The 16,608-nt window shown below is 55.9% G+C and carries 12 protein-coding genes and 1 pseudogene; 7 read left to right on the top strand and 6 right to left on the bottom strand.

Going from position 1 to position 16,608, the window contains the following annotated elements; translation table 11 throughout:
- Window positions 1-174 precede the first annotated feature (174 nt).
- From ACM42_RS08875 to ACM42_RS08855, 5 genes are all read right to left on the bottom strand, one after another.
- Window positions 175-1,203 (bottom strand): glycosyltransferase family 2 protein, encoded by a 1,029-nt coding sequence (locus tag ACM42_RS08875; protein WP_271527575.1) that lies wholly within the window; start codon window positions 1,201-1,203, stop codon window positions 175-177.
- Window positions 1,200-3,575 (bottom strand): glycosyltransferase family protein, encoded by a 2,376-nt coding sequence (locus ACM42_RS08870; protein WP_271527574.1) that lies wholly within the window; start codon window positions 3,573-3,575, stop codon window positions 1,200-1,202. Before ACM42_RS08870 ends, ACM42_RS08875 begins: the two co-directional genes overlap by 4 nt.
- A 271-nt stretch (window positions 3,576-3,846) precedes the next feature.
- On the bottom strand, window positions 3,847-4,920 hold the full coding sequence (locus tag ACM42_RS08865; protein WP_271527573.1) for a UDP-glucuronic acid decarboxylase family protein: 1,074 nt from the start codon (window positions 4,918-4,920) through the stop codon (window positions 3,847-3,849).
- Between the two features lie 604 nt (window positions 4,921-5,524).
- Entirely contained in the window at window positions 5,525-6,421 is an 897-nt protein-coding gene (locus tag ACM42_RS08860; RefSeq protein WP_271527572.1) for a class I SAM-dependent methyltransferase, read from the bottom strand.
- A gap of 418 nt (window positions 6,422-6,839) precedes the next feature.
- The gene (locus tag ACM42_RS08855) at window positions 6,840-7,610 is read right to left on the bottom strand and encodes an FkbM family methyltransferase (RefSeq protein WP_271527571.1); all 771 of its coding nucleotides are present in this window, start codon (window positions 7,608-7,610) and stop codon (window positions 6,840-6,842) included.
- A gap of 500 nt (window positions 7,611-8,110) precedes the next feature.
- Here ACM42_RS08855 and ACM42_RS08850 point away from each other — a divergent pair, with 500 nt between their 5' ends.
- The 4 genes from ACM42_RS08850 to ACM42_RS08835 all read left to right on the top strand — a co-directional run bounded on the left by ACM42_RS08850 (window position 8,111) and on the right by ACM42_RS08835 (window position 12,542).
- Complete coding sequence (locus tag ACM42_RS08850; protein WP_271527570.1) at window positions 8,111-9,130, top strand: glycosyltransferase family A protein; 1,020 nt, start codon at window positions 8,111-8,113, stop codon at window positions 9,128-9,130.
- Window positions 9,131-9,218: 88 nt separating this feature from the next.
- On the top strand, window positions 9,219-10,610 hold the full coding sequence (locus ACM42_RS08845) for an O-antigen ligase family protein (protein WP_271527569.1): 1,392 nt from the start codon (window positions 9,219-9,221) through the stop codon (window positions 10,608-10,610).
- Between the two features lie 43 nt (window positions 10,611-10,653).
- The gene (locus ACM42_RS08840; protein ID WP_271527568.1) at window positions 10,654-11,820 is read left to right on the top strand and encodes a glycosyltransferase family 4 protein; all 1,167 of its coding nucleotides are present in this window, start codon (window positions 10,654-10,656) and stop codon (window positions 11,818-11,820) included.
- Window positions 11,817-12,542: a polysaccharide deacetylase family protein gene (locus ACM42_RS08835; protein WP_271527567.1), complete on the top strand. Its 726-nt coding sequence runs from the start codon at window positions 11,817-11,819 to the stop codon at window positions 12,540-12,542. The genes ACM42_RS08840 and ACM42_RS08835 overlap by 4 nt, the downstream gene beginning before the upstream one ends.
- Window positions 12,543-12,555: 13 nt before the next feature.
- Here the strand turns inward: ACM42_RS08835 and ACM42_RS08830 are convergent, their stop codons facing one another.
- Window positions 12,556-13,482: a hypothetical protein gene (locus ACM42_RS08830; RefSeq protein WP_271527566.1), complete on the bottom strand. Its 927-nt coding sequence runs from the start codon at window positions 13,480-13,482 to the stop codon at window positions 12,556-12,558.
- Window positions 13,483-13,876: 394 nt separating this feature from the next.
- Here ACM42_RS08830 and ACM42_RS38675 point away from each other — a divergent pair.
- The 3 genes and pseudogenes from ACM42_RS38675 to ACM42_RS08820 all read left to right on the top strand — a co-directional run.
- A pseudogene (locus ACM42_RS38675) lies at window positions 13,877-14,113 on the top strand (FAD-dependent oxidoreductase); the annotation flags it as partial.
- Window positions 14,114-14,440: 327 nt separating this feature from the next.
- A complete protein-coding gene (locus tag ACM42_RS08825) occupies window positions 14,441-15,520 on the top strand; it encodes a GMC family oxidoreductase (protein WP_333921555.1) in 1,080 nt (359 codons plus the stop codon).
- Between the two features lie 15 nt (window positions 15,521-15,535).
- A complete protein-coding gene (locus tag ACM42_RS08820) occupies window positions 15,536-16,552 on the top strand; it encodes an aldo/keto reductase (protein WP_271527564.1) in 1,017 nt (338 codons plus the stop codon).
- Window positions 16,553-16,608: the final 56 nt, after the last annotated feature.

Genomic DNA, 16,608 nt, shown 5'->3' with positions numbered 1-16,608 from the left:
TGAGCGCAATCGGCTATCCGCCCAAAGCGACCTGCCCAGGGGCCGTCGCCGGATGCGTACCAACGCATCGTACCGTTGGAGTTGGAGATGCCATCGCTAGCCTCCACTGAGACCATCGACGGCCTCGCTTTCGCACTGGAGCTTAGCGTTCACGTGGCAGTCTGAACCGCTCGCTCAAGACTTGCTTGGGCTTCTGACTTCGCCGGGTGCACGCATGCTTTGGATCAGCGCCCTTTTGTAAACGCGAAGAATCTTGACCACAGTGTGCCAGACATAAGTCGCCGTGAAGAGATCGCGCTGTTTCCAGGAAAGCTTGAGCATGTGTGGCGCTAACTTGGCCCATTGCCGCCTGTCGACAAATTCGGACCAAGCGAACATTGAATCGTAGAACGAGATCACCGGCTGCTTTCCATCTTCAACAAGCTTGGCATTTAGATACTTGTCCAGAACGTCTCGGAAGTCTCGGGTCTTCGATTTATCAGAGTCATACCAATAATTGCTACCGTGAAGCCGATACGCACTTAGGCGCTTATTCATGGAGTACGCGTCCGCGATAAGAAAAGAGCCGTAGACGATGAAATCGTCGGCCGAAACACGCACGCCCTTTTCCGGGATTGGAAAAAGCTTATCGGCCAACATTCGGTTGATGGAAATCCCTGTCGTCGGCCCACCTAGGTACTCAAGAAAGCGATAGCGCTTGGCGGAGTCGTAGAGATTCATTGGTGATTGGTGGAGCCGGCGGGCTAAGAAAGATCCAGGGAGATCATCGCCGGCCAGATTTTTCACTGCCACGCTGTGATGCAAAAGCATCGGCTTTGAATTCATCCCATGCGAGCAGAAAAAATCGACTACTTGTGCGACCTTGTCCGGATAGAAATAGTCGTCAGAATCCAAAAAGCATAGAATTTCGCCACGACATGCGGATACGCCGGCGTTCAGTGCCGATGCTTGGCCGCCGTTTTCCTTGAGGACCGAAACGACTCGATCGGCATAGCTGGCAATGATCTCTCGCGACCCATCACTGGAGCCATCGTCCACCACTACAATTTCGATATGCGGGTAGGTCTGATCGAGGGCGCTTTCGATCGCTCCTTTCAGGAAGGAGGCATAGTTGTAGTTGTTGATGACAATGCTCGCCAGAGGGGTATGCATGGTTTGCCAACCTTCATCGTGCGATCGGATGATCGGGCTTGCTCGGTTCAACTATCCGCTCTCGCCGAATTGGTCCGCCGACGGCGCGCCTCAATTTTCTCAAAGATCGCGTAGCCATTACGCCATTCGGGGTTGCAGTCCACCGTCACGAAGTCGGGATCCCCGACCAGCTGATGATAATTTACGTGATTATACAAGTCGCCTACGTTACTCAGCAGGATATGAGTGGCATTATGAAGCTCTTTTGCCAATTGCGACCCCGGAGTGAGTTGCTTGAATTTGGAGCCATCGATCACCAACACTTCAAATCCGTTCAAAAGGTGCTCTTTCTTAATTTGTGTAGCTGTTATCTGTAATTGCCCCACAAGCTCGTCTTCGGAACAGATGGCAATCCCATAACAGTTCACGCGCCGATGGTCCGCGAAAGTGTTCTCTAGGCAGGAAACTTCGCTCTCCAGATTGCTTATGCAGAACACTGCGGGCTTGTTCTCGTTTTCCATCACCCCCGAAAGAAAGGCCTCAGTGATTCCGTCACCTTTCGCTGCGCCCATTAGCAGTGCTGTCTTGAATGGCTTCTCCCGTGCCAGTGTTCGAACCAATCGAAGGAATTCGTCATTCCGCATTTCCGAAATGTGGTATGGCAAGAAGTAGCCGTACCGCCTTTCCAGATGATGCATGAGATTGCCAACCCATCGTCTGAGACGCGTGCGCACTCTTTGTCTCAGGCTGGAACTCTTGGGAGATGCGGGAAGAAACTCGATCGGCGAGTATTTCCGAAAGCGTCGGCTCCGATGCGGCGCAGCATCGATTCGAGGAGCAACGAGACCGCCACCCGCTTGGCGAAGCGAAGGCAAATCCATCAGCTTCGCGGAGAACTCAGGCTGTTTGCAAGCCCTGAGCATCATGCAAAGCTGCTCGATCCACTCCTCGAGAGTTCGTTGCTGCATTCGGTGAATACTGCAGCGATAAGCTCCATCGTCAGGCAAGGGGGGGGGCATACCGCCGGCTGTTATGGCTTCAATCGCCCATCGAGCATGATCAAGTTCCGGGTGACGAAGAGCAGGGAACTGGCCAGCGCGCTGGCTGGCCTCATCGAGCTTTCCCAAACAGAGGAGGGAGACAATCAAATAGGCCCACTCAACAGGATCAGGGTCGGCCGCCTTGTATTGAACAGTGATATAGCGGACCAATTTGACAATCTGGGTATAAGCATCATTGGCGTAACCGAGGTAGAGGTTGGAGAGCGCCAATCTAAGAGTCGGCTCTGGCATCCAGGGGATATAATTCGAGGATCGCCGATACAAGGCGGCAGCACCGGAATAGTTGCCGGCCCCTAGGGCTGTGTCTCCCTGTTGAAGCAGCGTCAGATGTATTCCCTGGCCCGTTGGAGAATTGCGGCGATGCGATGATCCCTCCGTGATGATCAACGGTCCGAAGGGGTTCTCTTGAATGATCTTTTCGCCTGCCCGGAGCTTCCGGTTAAGGTGGAACCATTGGAGGATTTGATCACGCTGCCGCAAAGTATGATGAGTGTGAGCGAATTCATACCCAGCTTGAATAATTCCGACCAGTTCCTCCTCGTGCTCCAACAGATAGGCGAGCTTGTCGAGCACGGTCGTTTCGTCGGCAAAGACGCAGTTGCGCATGTCGACGAAGCCTGCGCTTTCGAGTGCCGCAGATTGCTCTGTAACGAGGCATGCTCTGCAGCCAGGGATTTCGAAATGCTTGCGGATTACGTCTCTTGCGACTGTTCCACAGGTCGGTACAAACCAGGAGGCATTGATGGCGCGCGCGTAGGTTTCCCCGTACATCATCTGGCCAGCGCGAGGATGCCTGAGGTATCCGTGATGAGGACTCCGCAGCGCAGGGTAATGGTCCGCCACGATTTTTTCGATCTTGCGCCTCCAAGGATATAGCGTGCTCATGGCGCCCGTGAAGAAAGCTGGAATTACTTTGGCTTGGCCGTAATCTCGGTACACATCGGGGTCGATGAAATTTGGCCAGACAAATAGCTTGTCGGCTAGTTCAGGTGTGTGCTCGGCCGCGGTAGTGCAGATAGAGAACGCGGTGTCGATACCCATGTGTTCCATATCGGAAAGAAAGCCGGCACGGGCGTCGCACCACGCGTCGGCATTGAAAAACGCCAGTTTGGGTATGTCGCGGCACGTACGCGAATTCGCAACCTCTGGTCTCCGTGTGTTTAGCAGCTCGGCGCCACTGAGCATTTCAAAAAGCGCAAGATCCGGCTCGTATTGGTCGCAGACGCGGCGGTAATCGCAATCGTCTTGGATGACGAAGACCTCGAAGAACTCTGACAGGCATTTCACCTGCTGCAATCGATGCATGACCAGAAATGCGGGTAGCTCCCTGCTATGCCGGTACTGGAAGAACAGAAGCTTCGGCTTCGAAAGATTGTGATTCATGATTACACCGGGCCTCGGAGATTCGGCACTCTGAATAGGGCAATGATCCCGAGGGTCAGTTTTGACGAGCTTTGCAATTGCTTCCACATCCAGACAGGTACGCCGGCAGTTCGGCCAGTTAATTCGAATGCGACATCCAGCGCCGAAGCATCGCGAAGCGTTTTCCGCGTCATCTAAGCGGTGACGGCAGGTCTGGTTTCAACTCAACACGCTCAGGACGGAGCGAAGGTACATGTCCAGCAGGCCGAACGATCCAGGCCGCGCACGTCGATTATTGGGGGTGCGAGGCCGGCCGTCGCCCAGCGGCGCCGTTCAGCTCCCGCAATGCCGTACGGACTTGTTGAGACGCTGCTCTGAGGTGAGCGTTCTGTTGAACCGCCCCAATCTCGTTCCTGTTGTCCTCTCGAAAGAAGTTGATTGTCGACCTAAGGCCATCAGCCAGCTTAATCTTGGGCTCCCACCCAAGCTCTGCTTTCGCCAAGGAAATATCCGGCCGGCGTTGCCTTGGATCGTCCTGAGGCAGGGCCATACTGACCAGCTTCGACGAAGACTCGGTTTCCTTCAGAATGAGTTCGGCAAGCTCCCGAATGGTGAATTCGACTGGGTTGCCCAGATTGACCGGCCCAGTAAAGGAACTCGGCGTTTCCATCAGGTGCACAAGGCCGTCGATCAGATCGCTGACGAAGCAAAATGAGCGGGTTTGACTACCGTCGCCGAACAGAGTGATGGGCTCGCCGGCCAACGCCTGAATGATGAAATTCGAGACAACGCGGCCATCGGCGCGGTGCATGCGAGGTCCGTAGGTGTTGAAGATGCGCGCCACTTTGATTTCAACGCCAGCCTGGCGATGGTAATCAAAGAATAGCGTTTCGGCGCATCGTTTGCCCTCATCGTAACAGGATCGGGGTCCGATTGGATTGACGTGACCCCAGTAGCCCTCGGTCTGCGGATGAACCGCGGGGTCACCGTATACCTCGCTGGTCGATGCCTGAAGTATGCGGCATTTCAAGCGCTTGGCGAGGCCGAGCATGTTGATTGCGCCATGGACCGATGTTTTGGTCGTCTGCACCGGATCGTGCTGATACTGAATGGGTGAGGCGGGACAGGCAAGATTATAGATTTCATCCGCTTCGACAAAAAGCGGAAAGGTCACGTCGTGGCGCAGAAATTCGAAGCGAGGGTTCGTGAGAAGATGCTCGATATTGCGCTTCGTACCCGTGAATAGGTTATCGACGCAGAGGACTTCATGTCCGTCGGACAATAACCGGTCGATAAGGTGCGAACCGAGGAAGCCGGCCCCCCCAGTTACTAGAATGCGCTTTCGACTACCGTAGATTCTTGCCATCTCGGTCTCCTGCCACCCGCATGCACAAAATCGACGGTGCCTGTCGCAGGCGGACACATGAATCAAGGCTGCGGTCGCAATTAATGCGAATTAATAATCTCTTACTTTATCTCGCACGCCATTATTAAATGCAAGAGTATTAATTGGCGTTAAGTAAATGGACGAGGAAAGCTGGGCTGGGGGACCAGGCCTTTGCCAGACTGACAAATCAATGATGTGACCGCGGGTCGCCGAGAGCGCGCGGTTGATTCCATGACCGGACGTCGCTGCCTTTGGGGAACGCTTTTGATGCTGTGGACGGCTCCTCCACAGGCACGTGTTTTTGATCGGGACCTGATCCGCTGCGCGCATTGTGGCCAGCGGTCATGGGTACCGGACAAGAACGCCGAACACTTGACTGTCCGACCGCAAGTGAAGAGTCTTCTTGCCACCGGGAGCCGTCCACACATGGGCCCATTGTAGCGTCGGCCGTTGCTGAGCAGCCAATGTGGGTAGTCGCCGGATCTGGTATCGCTAGCGGCCACTTGACGCCTGGCACTTCCTTGAATTCATTGAGCGCGACGTTCTGATCTGCTTTAGCCACGCGCGGCTGACTGTCCGACCCTTAAGCCGCAGTCAGCAGAAAAGCGACCTGATCTCCCTGTTGTTCGATATTTAGCTTTGCCGCTCGTTTGGCAAACTTTCTCAGCTCATGACGACTAAACACGTTGTTTGGCTCGGATGATGCGAGAGGCTTGGATTTCTTATACATTTCACTGCCCCAGAACTGAAACGCAGTAGAATCGTCGACCGATTGTCGAACTGACAGGCCGCAGCGTTCCGCCAATGCGTTCATTCCCTTGCGAGATGGTATTACCAAGTGGCGCGGCGCATCCAGTTGCACCCAGTTCGAGCCGTACTCCATCCATGCATGCGAGGACGAAGTTGGGATGCGGACCAGAATGCGTCCGCTGGGCGCGAGTAGCCTTTTTGCATCGCTAAGACTCTGGTACGGATCAGGGACGTGTTCCAATGAGTGATTGAACATGATGAAATCAAACTCGCCGGACAATTTCTGAAGAGTGGATTTGTGAATCGTCACGGCCCCCGACATTGGCTCAGAAACGTAGGGGTCAACTCCGGTAAGGCTCTTGAACCCTGCCGCAGACATTCTGTGAAGAAGTTTCCCAGAGCCGCAGCCGACGTCCAATACCCGAGAGTAAGGATCGATTCTAAAGTTTCCGATGACCCCAATGATGGGATCGTACCTCACAAAGGACGCTACGGCCCCCAATATACTCTTGGCGCCAAGTGCGTGAGCGTCCCTGATCGCGGTAAGCCGTGAATTTCGTCGAGTGTCGTCGAATGAATAGTATCCAGCGGGGTAAAAGCGACTTTCGTCTGCTACATTCGACAGGCGCTGGATCGTCCCACAATCAATACACTCTTCGTACTCGAACCGCTCTCTTGTGCCGAACATCATCTCGATAAATTGGTGGCGGCGATGTTCGCGGTTCGACAAGCATATTTTACAAATCATCTGAATTGCCTTGCCACAGCAGGGGATCGAAATCAGACGCCGCAGGCGTTGGTGAGCCGTGGCGGGTGTCCTGATTACCTTCGCAAGTCGTCGCGGCCAAAAATGACGAATTCGCCGATGCCTCCTTCGATCGGATCACTCTGCGCAGCTCCTTGCCCGGAGCAGGGCTCCGTCACCTTTTGCGATCTAATTATATTGAATCTGAGCGGTATTGTCTAAATTAAATCGTGACGAGTTGAATCGGGGGGCCTTGCCGAATGAAAGTCCGGGGCGGAAACCTCCCGCGCCGCCGCGCTCTAAAACGATTTTGCACGGCAATATTGCGGGGCGCCCAGATTGGCTGGAGACCTATCATCCGTAGCGGCGGCCGCAGAAAGCGCGACTGCTAGGTGCGGACAACTTAGGACCTGGCGGCGTGGATGTCGTACCACGATCCGCGAATGAGGTTTGGTAGAGCGCAACGCCTGGCCAAGCCGGCCAGGCGATCGCGCGCCATAACGCGCGCGTAGCTTGCGATGAATTCAGGTGGTGAAAGCCAGCGACCCGGCAGCTCAAGCCCGAAGAGCCCCGCCGCATCAGGAGCTATCCCGCAATCCGCGTGCAGGCCTTCACGGGCAGGGAAGGGCTGTTCTTGTTTCTGCACCGTCTTCTGATCGACCAGTTGAAACCGCCGATACCCCAGACGTGTCAGGAGCGACAACTCGCATCGGAGCGCCGCTATGGTCTTGCGGTCAGTCTCGAATGAGACGAAGTCGGGACGATCCGGCTCAGATAGCAGACTTTCGAGGCACAGCATGTCGGCGCCCTCAATATCGATCTTGAGGTAGCGAGGTACGCCGTAGGACTGCAGGAGAGAGCCGAATGTCACGGAGGGAACGACTATCCTGGAGAAGTTCGTGCTATCGCGCTCCGCAATTTCTGGGCGTATCGTACCCCAGATACTGTGTGCGGAATTGACGAAGAACTCGATCTCTCCAGAAACTTCAGCGATAGCTTTTTCGACGAGCACGAACTGGCCAATAGTCGCCTCGCGAAAGAACGTATCGCGCAATTCATCACATAATGCTGGGTTGGCCTCTACAGCGACTACGCGGAAACCTTTCTGCAGATAGAAGCGCGAGTCCTCGCCGCGATGACATCCAACGTCGAAAATCAGGTTCCTATCAGGCACAGCGTGTCCCGTTGCTTGCGAATACAGATCCTGGAACCGGGTTTCATTACCAGGTGTTTACCGGGGTCTCGGGTTTCCGGATCGGAATGGTAGCGACAAAAGCTGGAGCCAAACCACGCCGGGATGGGAGCGCGGCGCCGCCTTGGGCCGGGGACGCAATTGCATCATTCAATAAGATTCAACGTAATCGTGAGAGCTCAAATTGGGTATTTGGCGCGACCCGTCGGTCAGCCAAAGGGCAATAGACCTGCCTGCGTCTTTTTAATCGACTTAATCCAAAAGTCAATATATGTATCCCAGGAAGCCTTTAGCGAAATTAAATCTACTTGCGTCGATATTAAATACGGTGCATTTATTAACACAAAGGGGCGTCCAACCGGGCTTCAGTTGGAGCTCCCGTTTTCTCTGGTCGATAGGCGGCATGGGGGCCGCGTGCCTCCGAGCTCGATCATCGATGCAGGCAAGAACCGTCAGCCCGGTAGACTGACGCAGGAGTGCGCATGACGTCCCAGGCACGTTCGCCCGAAATTGGTGGGCTAGCTGAAGGTCCGCTCGTCACTGTCGTGATGTGCGTTTACAATGCAGGAGAATATCTGCGCCCTTCACTGTTGAGCATAATTGATCAGACATACAAAAACCTGGATATTCTTATCGTCGACGATGGCAGCACGGACGGCTGTTTCAACTCGGTGCAAGATCTGCTGGCGGACAGACGCATTCGAGTAATCCATCAAGCGAACTCGACCAAGCCCGTGGCTATCAATCGAGCGCTCGATCAGATCCGCGGTGAGTTTTATGCAATTCAAGACGCGGATGACATCAGTCATCCGACGCGAATTGAGAGGCAGGTTGGTGCGCTGCTCGACAAGCCGCATTTGGCCGCCGTATTTTGCGGTAACGAACTGATCATTGGCGGGAGCTTCATGGCCCCCGTGTTCGCACCCAAGAGCGAGGATCAGTGTCAGGCCGAAATCAGGGCCTTTCAAATGCCTGCCCTTGATCCGACGGGGATGTTTCGGATGTCATTGGTCGGACATATTCGGTTCGAGCCTTCATTGCAGGTTGCCGAGACCTGCGATTACATATGGAGAATTGGAGAGGTGCATCCAATGATCGTGCTAGGCGAGTGTCTCTACGCATACCGCATCCTTCCCAACTCTCTCACCCGACGTGCGCCTGCGTGGCGCAGGCAATTTGAGGTCGAGGCATTCAGGCGGGCGTGCGAGCGGCGGGGGCTATGGTTCGAGCCAGAGCGCGGCCCCAAGTCTGATAACAGTTTACAGGATAACAACATCGCCGCCCATTTCATCAAGAGCGTGCTGGAGCGGCGGCGGTCAAACCGGCGTTTGTCTGCTTTGAAGACAGGTTTGCAATGTGCCTGTCTACATCCAGCGGATCCGCATTACTACAAGGCGCTCGTTTACGCGCTGATTTCACCCACGGTAGTGGGCCGCCTACGTCGTTACTTCTCGGCGGCTACTTTTTCCATGACCAAATCAAACGCATCTCGGAACTTATAGGTGGCGTCTGTAGCGTCTCGAATGTGAGCGCCGCTGCTGTAACGGAATGTCTTAGGCATTAGAGGTATTCGCGTTGAGTCGCCAAAGCTTGGAACTGGATCCGAGTCTGCAATTTGCCTATCTGCAGGATCAGCAGATGAGCCCAGCCGGGCGTATGGCAGGCGCCTCCCTTTCAGGTAGCGAGCTATTTCTGAAGCTGTTGTTGGTCACGATCTTCTTACCCGAGGGCCTGTCTTTCTTCATCGGAGATTTTCGTCTCTCCCTGGCTCGCGTTCTAATTTTAGGTGCGTCCATCACAGCGATATCGCGGTTGTCCCAGAACGTAGGCGCGCGCGCCGTAGTCTGGGTTCCATCAGATATCCTAGCCGTGGCCGCGGGCGCTTGGATGATATTGGCTGCCACGGCCATAGATGGCTTTACAGGTCTCAAAGGGGCCGGAATCGAAGCGATTACATTTACCGGTGCATATCTGACTTTCCGGTATCTTCTCGGCCCGATTGACAGTTCCGTGCGACTCGCGCGCTTCTCGTGCAAGCTGATGATTGTGATCGTCGGTATCGCGCTTCTCGACCCTTTGAATGATAGTCTGTTTACCTATGAGTTCATCAAGGGCGTTACCGGCTATGTGAAACAGGGTTATGAAGACGCATTGCTGCAGCGGGCGGAGACCTTCTTCCGGGACGGGGCCATTCGCGCCATGGGTCCGCTGGAGCATTCGATTTTATTCGGTGCTGTTTGCGTTTGGTTTGGGGTCCTGGCCTTTACTACGTTCAAGGCCCGTGCATTCGGCTGCTTGGTTGCAGGCATTGCGTTTGTCGGCGTGTATTATTCGCAGGCAAAGGGTCCAATGCTGGGCTACATCATCGGATTTGGATTGGCGATTTTCTATGCGGCAACCCCACGTTTCAAGGCGCGATGGAAGTTGGTCGGACTATTGGTGACTGCCGTTCTCCTAACCGTTTTTATTGTTTCTTCCAGCCCTGTGGCAACGCTGGTACGCCTTAGCGGAGTAAGTCCGGAGTCAGCCTGGGCCCGTCAGGCGATCTGGGACACGGGAATTCCTGTGGTGCTCGGTTCGCCGATCTTCGGGATAGGTCTGAATGGCGACTGGAATTGGCAGGCTAACGGCGCGCTTGTAAGTAGCAGCGTGGATGCCTTCTGGCTTGCCACGGCGATGACGTATGGAATTCCCGGAAGCGCATTAGTCCTTGCGACGATTGTGGGCTCGTGCTGGCTCGGTTCGATTGACAAGTCGTATTACCTTACTCCCGAAGAAGGACGACTTGCCGTGGCACTCGGAATTACCATGACCACCTTGGGTTTTCTGGGGTTCATCGTGCACTATTGGGGCATCTGTTGGATCCTGATGGCTGTCTTTGCAGGGATGCGGGCGAACCTCGCGGAATCCGCGATATTGCGCGAGAGAGCCGCGCGAGCGGCGGAAAGCCAGGACGCGGTTGGCTTTTACGGAGTGGTTTGACTGAGATTCTTTCTGCTGGTTGCATCGTGTGTAAGGGAATGAAATGGATCAGTACCACATCTCCGGCAGCCAGGCAGATCGGCGGATCGCCTTCGTCACGATTGGCGATGCAAGCGAGGTCAGGTTCTGGTCCGGGACTCCCTTTCACATGTCGAAATCGCTCGTACGCGAAGGTTATGAGGTGGTCCATATCGGTCCCCTGAGCGCACCGAGCCTGCCTCTCTACAAGACCTATTCCAAAGTTTGCCGGACCTTTCACAGGCGGAGCTTCTCCCCGTTTCATGCGGATCCTGTTGTTGCGGAGTATGCAGCGGACGCAGCCCGCAAAATCCGCGCCGTCGGGCCCGATATCGTCTTCGCGCCCGCCGGATCTACCTTCGCCTGGAGTGTTCCTACCGAGATTCCCCTCGTCTATGCGTCCGACGCGACCTTTCGGCTCGTCGACAATTACCATCCCCACTATCGGAACCTGTCACCCAACGCGCGAGAGGTTGCTGAACGCCTGGAACGTAAGACAATCGCGCGCGCCGATATGGTCCTCTATCCGTCAGAATGGGCAGCCGAATCTGCGATTAGAGACTATGGCGCCGACCGCGCGCGGGTGCATGTCATTCCTTGGGGCGCCAACCTCGAAGAGACGCCGGATCGGGCCTCTGTGCTCGGACGCCGGAAGCCGGGTCCATGTAGGCTCCTCTTCATCGGTGCCAACTGGCAAGAGAAGGGTGCAGACATCGCGGTTGGGACTCTCGCTGAGCTAAGGGGCAGGGGCGTCGAGGCGGAGTTGGTGATCTGCGGGTGCACGCCGCCGAAGCCCGTCGCCCAGGATGGCCTTACGATTATCCCTTACCTTGACAAGAGTGATCGTGAACAGCGAATCCGACTGGATCAGCTCTATCGAGACGCGGATTTCTTTCTGCTGCCGACCCGGGCAGATTGCTACGGCATCGTGTTCTGCGAAGCGGCTGCCCATGGCGTACCAAGCGTTGCACCGGCCACTGGCGGCGTCTCCTGCGCGATTCGCGACGAGGAGACGGGCATCCTGTTGTCGCCTATTGCGACGAAAGGGGATTATGCGGCCGCCATCGCCGAGATCTTTGCGGACCCGATCCGGCTGGCGCGCCTTCGACGATCGAGCCGCGATGCCTTCGAGGGCCGTCTAAACTGGCAGGTCTGGGCCCGGCGTGTCTCAGATCTGATGCAAACACTGTGATCGTCCTGAACTATCACGAGCTGGTGGAAGCAGCGCCTTCGAATGCGTGGTGCCTAACGCATGAAACATTCGATGCACATCTCACGTTGTGTAAGAACAGGCTGATCTCGCCTCAGAGCTTTCTGGAAAGATGCGCTGATCCGAATGCCAGCCGCAACGATGCGGTCCTTCTGACCTTCGACGATGGATTTATGTCGGACTACACGCATATCTATGCTCATTACGTGACGACTGGTCGGATTCCAGGTTTCATGTCCTTTATTCCAGTGGATTTTGTGGGCTCGCAGGGACGTCTGAGTTGGAGGATGATCGAAGAGCTTGACAGGGGCGGCGTTGCGATCGGCTCACATGGCATGGCCCATGTCGATTTGACCAGCGTCTCGGATGTCGAGCTCGGTCGCGAGCTCACAGTGTCGAAGTCGATGCTCGAGGATCGACTTGGGCGAGAGGTTACTCTTTTCGCTTTCCCATACGGGCGCTTTTCCCGACGGGTTTGGGACGCAGCTCTAAGGGCCGGTTACACTCACCTCTTTACAATCCAGCTTGGGCATCATCGCGGATTCGAAACCTTTCTCTATTCCCGTCTCTGTCTGACGAACGACATGGACGTCGAGTACATGCGCCGGCATTTGCTTGACCCGGATGCAATGCGCGGCTTTGTATGGAGGATCAGCACCAAACTCAGGCTTTATCGCCAGCTGATGCACTGGCGGTGTCGATAACGCTTTGCGCGGCCTACGGTCGCGGGATCGGGCTTCCGAGGACGAGGCGATTGCCCTCCCAAGTCGCCCAGCGCACGTTTTCCCATTCCACGATGTTGATTCGCCTTCCCTTGACCACGTCGAACATGAATGGTCGGTAGCGGAAGGAGCCACGCACGAAGTAGACGTTCTTCAGACTCACGGAGGAGCCGCCATCTGCCGGGATGCGGAGCCCGAAACTGCCGCCGTCGAACAACACGTTCTCGAAAACGTGCGAGCCTCGCCAGTCGTCGGACGAGAAGTAGCCTGCAGTCGTGACTCCGGCCATCTTGATCGTGGAGTTCTTGACGGTCACAGTGCCTGTAGAACCCGGAGCGTAGCACTGCACCCCGTCGGCGTGATCACCTTCGATCCCTGTGGCCTCGATATAGACCCACGACATATTAATATCGCCGCTGATGCAGCGAACACCTTCTCGTGACCGAATGCGAAGCCGCGTGAGGGTGCAGGAGCCCTTGCAGACAACCGTCGAGTCCCCCGAGTTCTCCACGATCGACAGGTCCGTTCCGGAAGAGTTGGGCGGCAAGTTGATACCGCTCGTGTTGTTGGTAACGTTGGCGTACACGGGATCGTCGAAGCTCAACGGAACGCCAGGCGAACTTTGCACCGGGTCAGGCGCGGCATGAACTGCAGGGTCAAAGGGCGGGAGAGGATCGTTGGCCACAAGCACCATTGCCGTAATCCGATCGGTCTCGTGGCCCATCTTTAAGACTGGCCCCAGAGCAGCCGAAGCATCGCTTCTACACGCCTCCGCCTCTTGGCTATTTCTCAGGAGGAACGAATGGGCTGCTTCCGGTGAACCTGGGCATGTCCATTCTGCCTCAAGGCGCGTCGAGGTGACCGTCGATTGCGCAATAGCGGCCCCTGTCAGCAGCAGGGTCCCCGTCATAAGGTAGCGCATGGAACCTCCCAGAGCGGCTTGCGCGCGTTGAATCTAAAATCTCAGTTCGTCGAGCCATCATTGCGCCCGCAATTCGGGCGAGGTCGCTTGGAGCGAATTGAATACCTTGCCGAGACCATTTCCGGCGAGATTATATTGTGAAGCGGTTGATTGATTTTCTGTCCTCGGCGCAGCGACTAATACGGAATTGGCCTGTTTGCCAATGACTCCAATAGCTTAATAGTTTACACTTCAGGGCGTTTGTAGGTGAGCCGAGAATTGAAAAAGATCCCAGTCCCGCGTAGTATCAAAATTATACATTTAATGGTAGATTATATTAGAGATGTCGGCCATTCAATGATGATGCGCGCTACGATTGCATTATCCCGTAAATTGTTGCCCTAGAGGTAGTTTCATGCAGATCGGGCCAGCCCTCGATGCTGTACTCCGGACCACAACGGTCGACGAGTCGCAGGCCGTCGGAGCGCAAGATGCCATAATCGTTGGAGCTGGAGCCGCCGGTGGATTGGCGGCACTCTTGCTCGCTGAAGCCGGCCTGCGCGTGCTTGTGCTTGAGGCCGGATGGCGTCAGGCGCGACGCTCTTCGTTGAGCCGTGCTACGGGCGCCATTGCGCGAAGGCTCGCCGACCCCGCCCTACTTCGTTTGCTTCCCCCCCAGGCTGTTCCCTTGGGGAAGATTGCCTTGCGGAGCGTCGGTTTGGTCCGCCAGCCCGTCCAATCTCGGTGCAGTATTTGGGGGCGCGTGCCGGAAGCTTTTGTGGATGACCGTGAATGCCCGTATGCGACGCCGCCAAATCAGCCGTTCGTGTGGATACGCGCGCGTACGCTCGGCGGACGGGTAGGCCTTCCAGGGCATGGCCGGCAGTACTATCGCCTGAGTTCTTCCGATCTAACGCCTAGTGACGGATTGAGCGCGCCATGGCCCATTGAGCCATGTGAGCTGGATCCTTGGTATTCGATGGTCGAGCGCCGGCTCAGACTAGCCGGCGCATCCGAAGCCGTGCCATGGCAGCCTGACAGTCATCTCTCGCGAGAACTCGAACCCACGCTTAATCAATCAGCTCTCATGGCAGCGATTGGCGCGCGATGGCCTTACTCGCGGCCGATGCTTACACGTTTTGCGCCGCCGCTGGACGCCTTGGAAGGTGCTGCTATGACAGGCCGTCTTAGATGCCGCGAGGGGGCAGTTGTAAAGCAGATCGATGTTGACCGGTCGGGCCGAGTGCGAGGCGTTTCCTGGTTCGATCAACAGAGTGGCGCCAATGTACATGCTCGCGCGCCATTGGTGTTCCTGTGCGCGTCGTCATTGGAGTCGACGCGCATCCTCTTGCTTTCGCATTCGGCAAAGGGGATTCAGGGACTCGGCGCAGAATCTGATGCACTGGGCCGCAACTTGATGGACCATATCGTCATAACTGGATGGGGTGGGGGAGCGCCGCTGAGGCCGGGCCCTGTTCTTGAGGACGGATGCGCGGTCTACCTTCCGCGCTTCGATGCTCGCGACAGGCCTGCGCCCCAAGGCGGGCGAGGTTTTGGCGTGCAACTGTATCAGTTCGCGGGCGGGAACGGGCGCTCCCATTTTACGGCAGTCAGTTTCGGCGAAATGCTGCCTCGTCCCGAAAATCGCGTAATCTTGCATCCCACACGACGAGACAAATGGGGCATCCCCATCCTGCATATCGACTGTCGTCATAACGATGCGGACTTGGCGCAGGCCCGCGATCAGGCTGCAGCGATAACCGAAATCGCCGCCGTGGCTGGCGTGACGCTCAGCCGCATCAATAGCAAGCCTGGCCCCCCAGGTACCGGGATTCATGAGTGCGGGACCGCCCGGATGGGCACGGATCCGGCCACCTCCGTGCTCGATCCAAATAATCAATGCTGGGATGCGCAGGGATTGTACGTCACAGACGGCTCCTGTTTCCCGTCACAGGGGACCCAAAATCCTACCTTGACCATTCTCGCCCTGACCGCGCGCGCATGTCATCACGCCGTGAGCGCGGTCACCCAAACAAAGCGAGAAGCCGTATTTGGGTAGCCGGAGACACCACGCATGACGGTTGCCATGGTCAAGCCGATCCAAGAAATCCTTCCACGAAACATGCTCCCGCTGGGTTTTGGATCCGGTGCATTGTTGAGCAAGCGCCGTACGCGTCGTGACGCACTTAGGTTGCTCGAAACAGCGATGGATTGTGGTGTTACGTACTTTGATACTGCCCGAATGTATGGTGCCGGTCGCGCAGAGGGCATTTTGGGAGAGTTGACCGCGCGCAAGCGGGAACGCCTGGTTTTGGCAAGCAAGGCGGGCATCCTTCCACAAAGTCGAGCGCTTCATGTACGCGCGATGGGTCGCGGCATTCGGCTTTTGCACAAGGTTGCGCCAAGCTTAAAGTGTCACGTGCCGGTACCGTCAACCTCGATACCGCGTTTCGGAGCATTTGGACTTGTGGAATTCCGAAACAGTGTCGAGAAAAGTCTCAAGGAATTGCGTACTGATTACCTCGACATTCTATTGTTGCACGAGTGCACGGCCGCCGATCTAGAGGAAACAGACCTGCTACATTATCTCCATGATCTCAAGAGCGGAGGAAGGATTCGCGCCGTTGGCATTGCCACCGGCATAGGAGAGACGATCTCCATCCTGAAGAAGCACGCAGGATTTTTTGACGTTGTCCAGATCCCGAGTGCCATCTGGAATATGAATGTCCGAAAACTTCCGGCAATAGACGGTCTCGTGATTACACACTCATCACTCACCAGTCGATTCAACATATTGCTCGATCGCTTGCAGTCGGATGAGCGGATGGCAGATGAATGGCAGTCGCTCACGCAGGTAGACCCGCGTGATTCGGAAAAACTGGCTCAGCTGCTTCTGGCGCATGCGCTGAAAGCAAATTCAAACGGGATCGTCATTTTTTTCTCGTCCAATCCCGCGAATCTTGCGGCGAACGTCAAATCGGTCAGCAATCCTGTTATCGGTGAAAGGCAGATCGCGGGCTTGAACGCATTGTTGGCACGAAAGCACGTTGTCGATTTTTTTGAATCGAGCTTCGGAGGGCTGAATTTTTGAAGCGCGCGGCCGGGCGACGATATCCTCGGTGTCGTCCATCTTGGCAACCAATCGGG

Source organism: Bradyrhizobium sp. CCBAU 25338, from assembly GCF_028128965.1.
GTDB lineage: Bacteria > Pseudomonadota > Alphaproteobacteria > Rhizobiales > Xanthobacteraceae > Bradyrhizobium > Bradyrhizobium liaoningense.
This window is presented reverse-complemented; position numbering and strand designations above follow the sequence as displayed.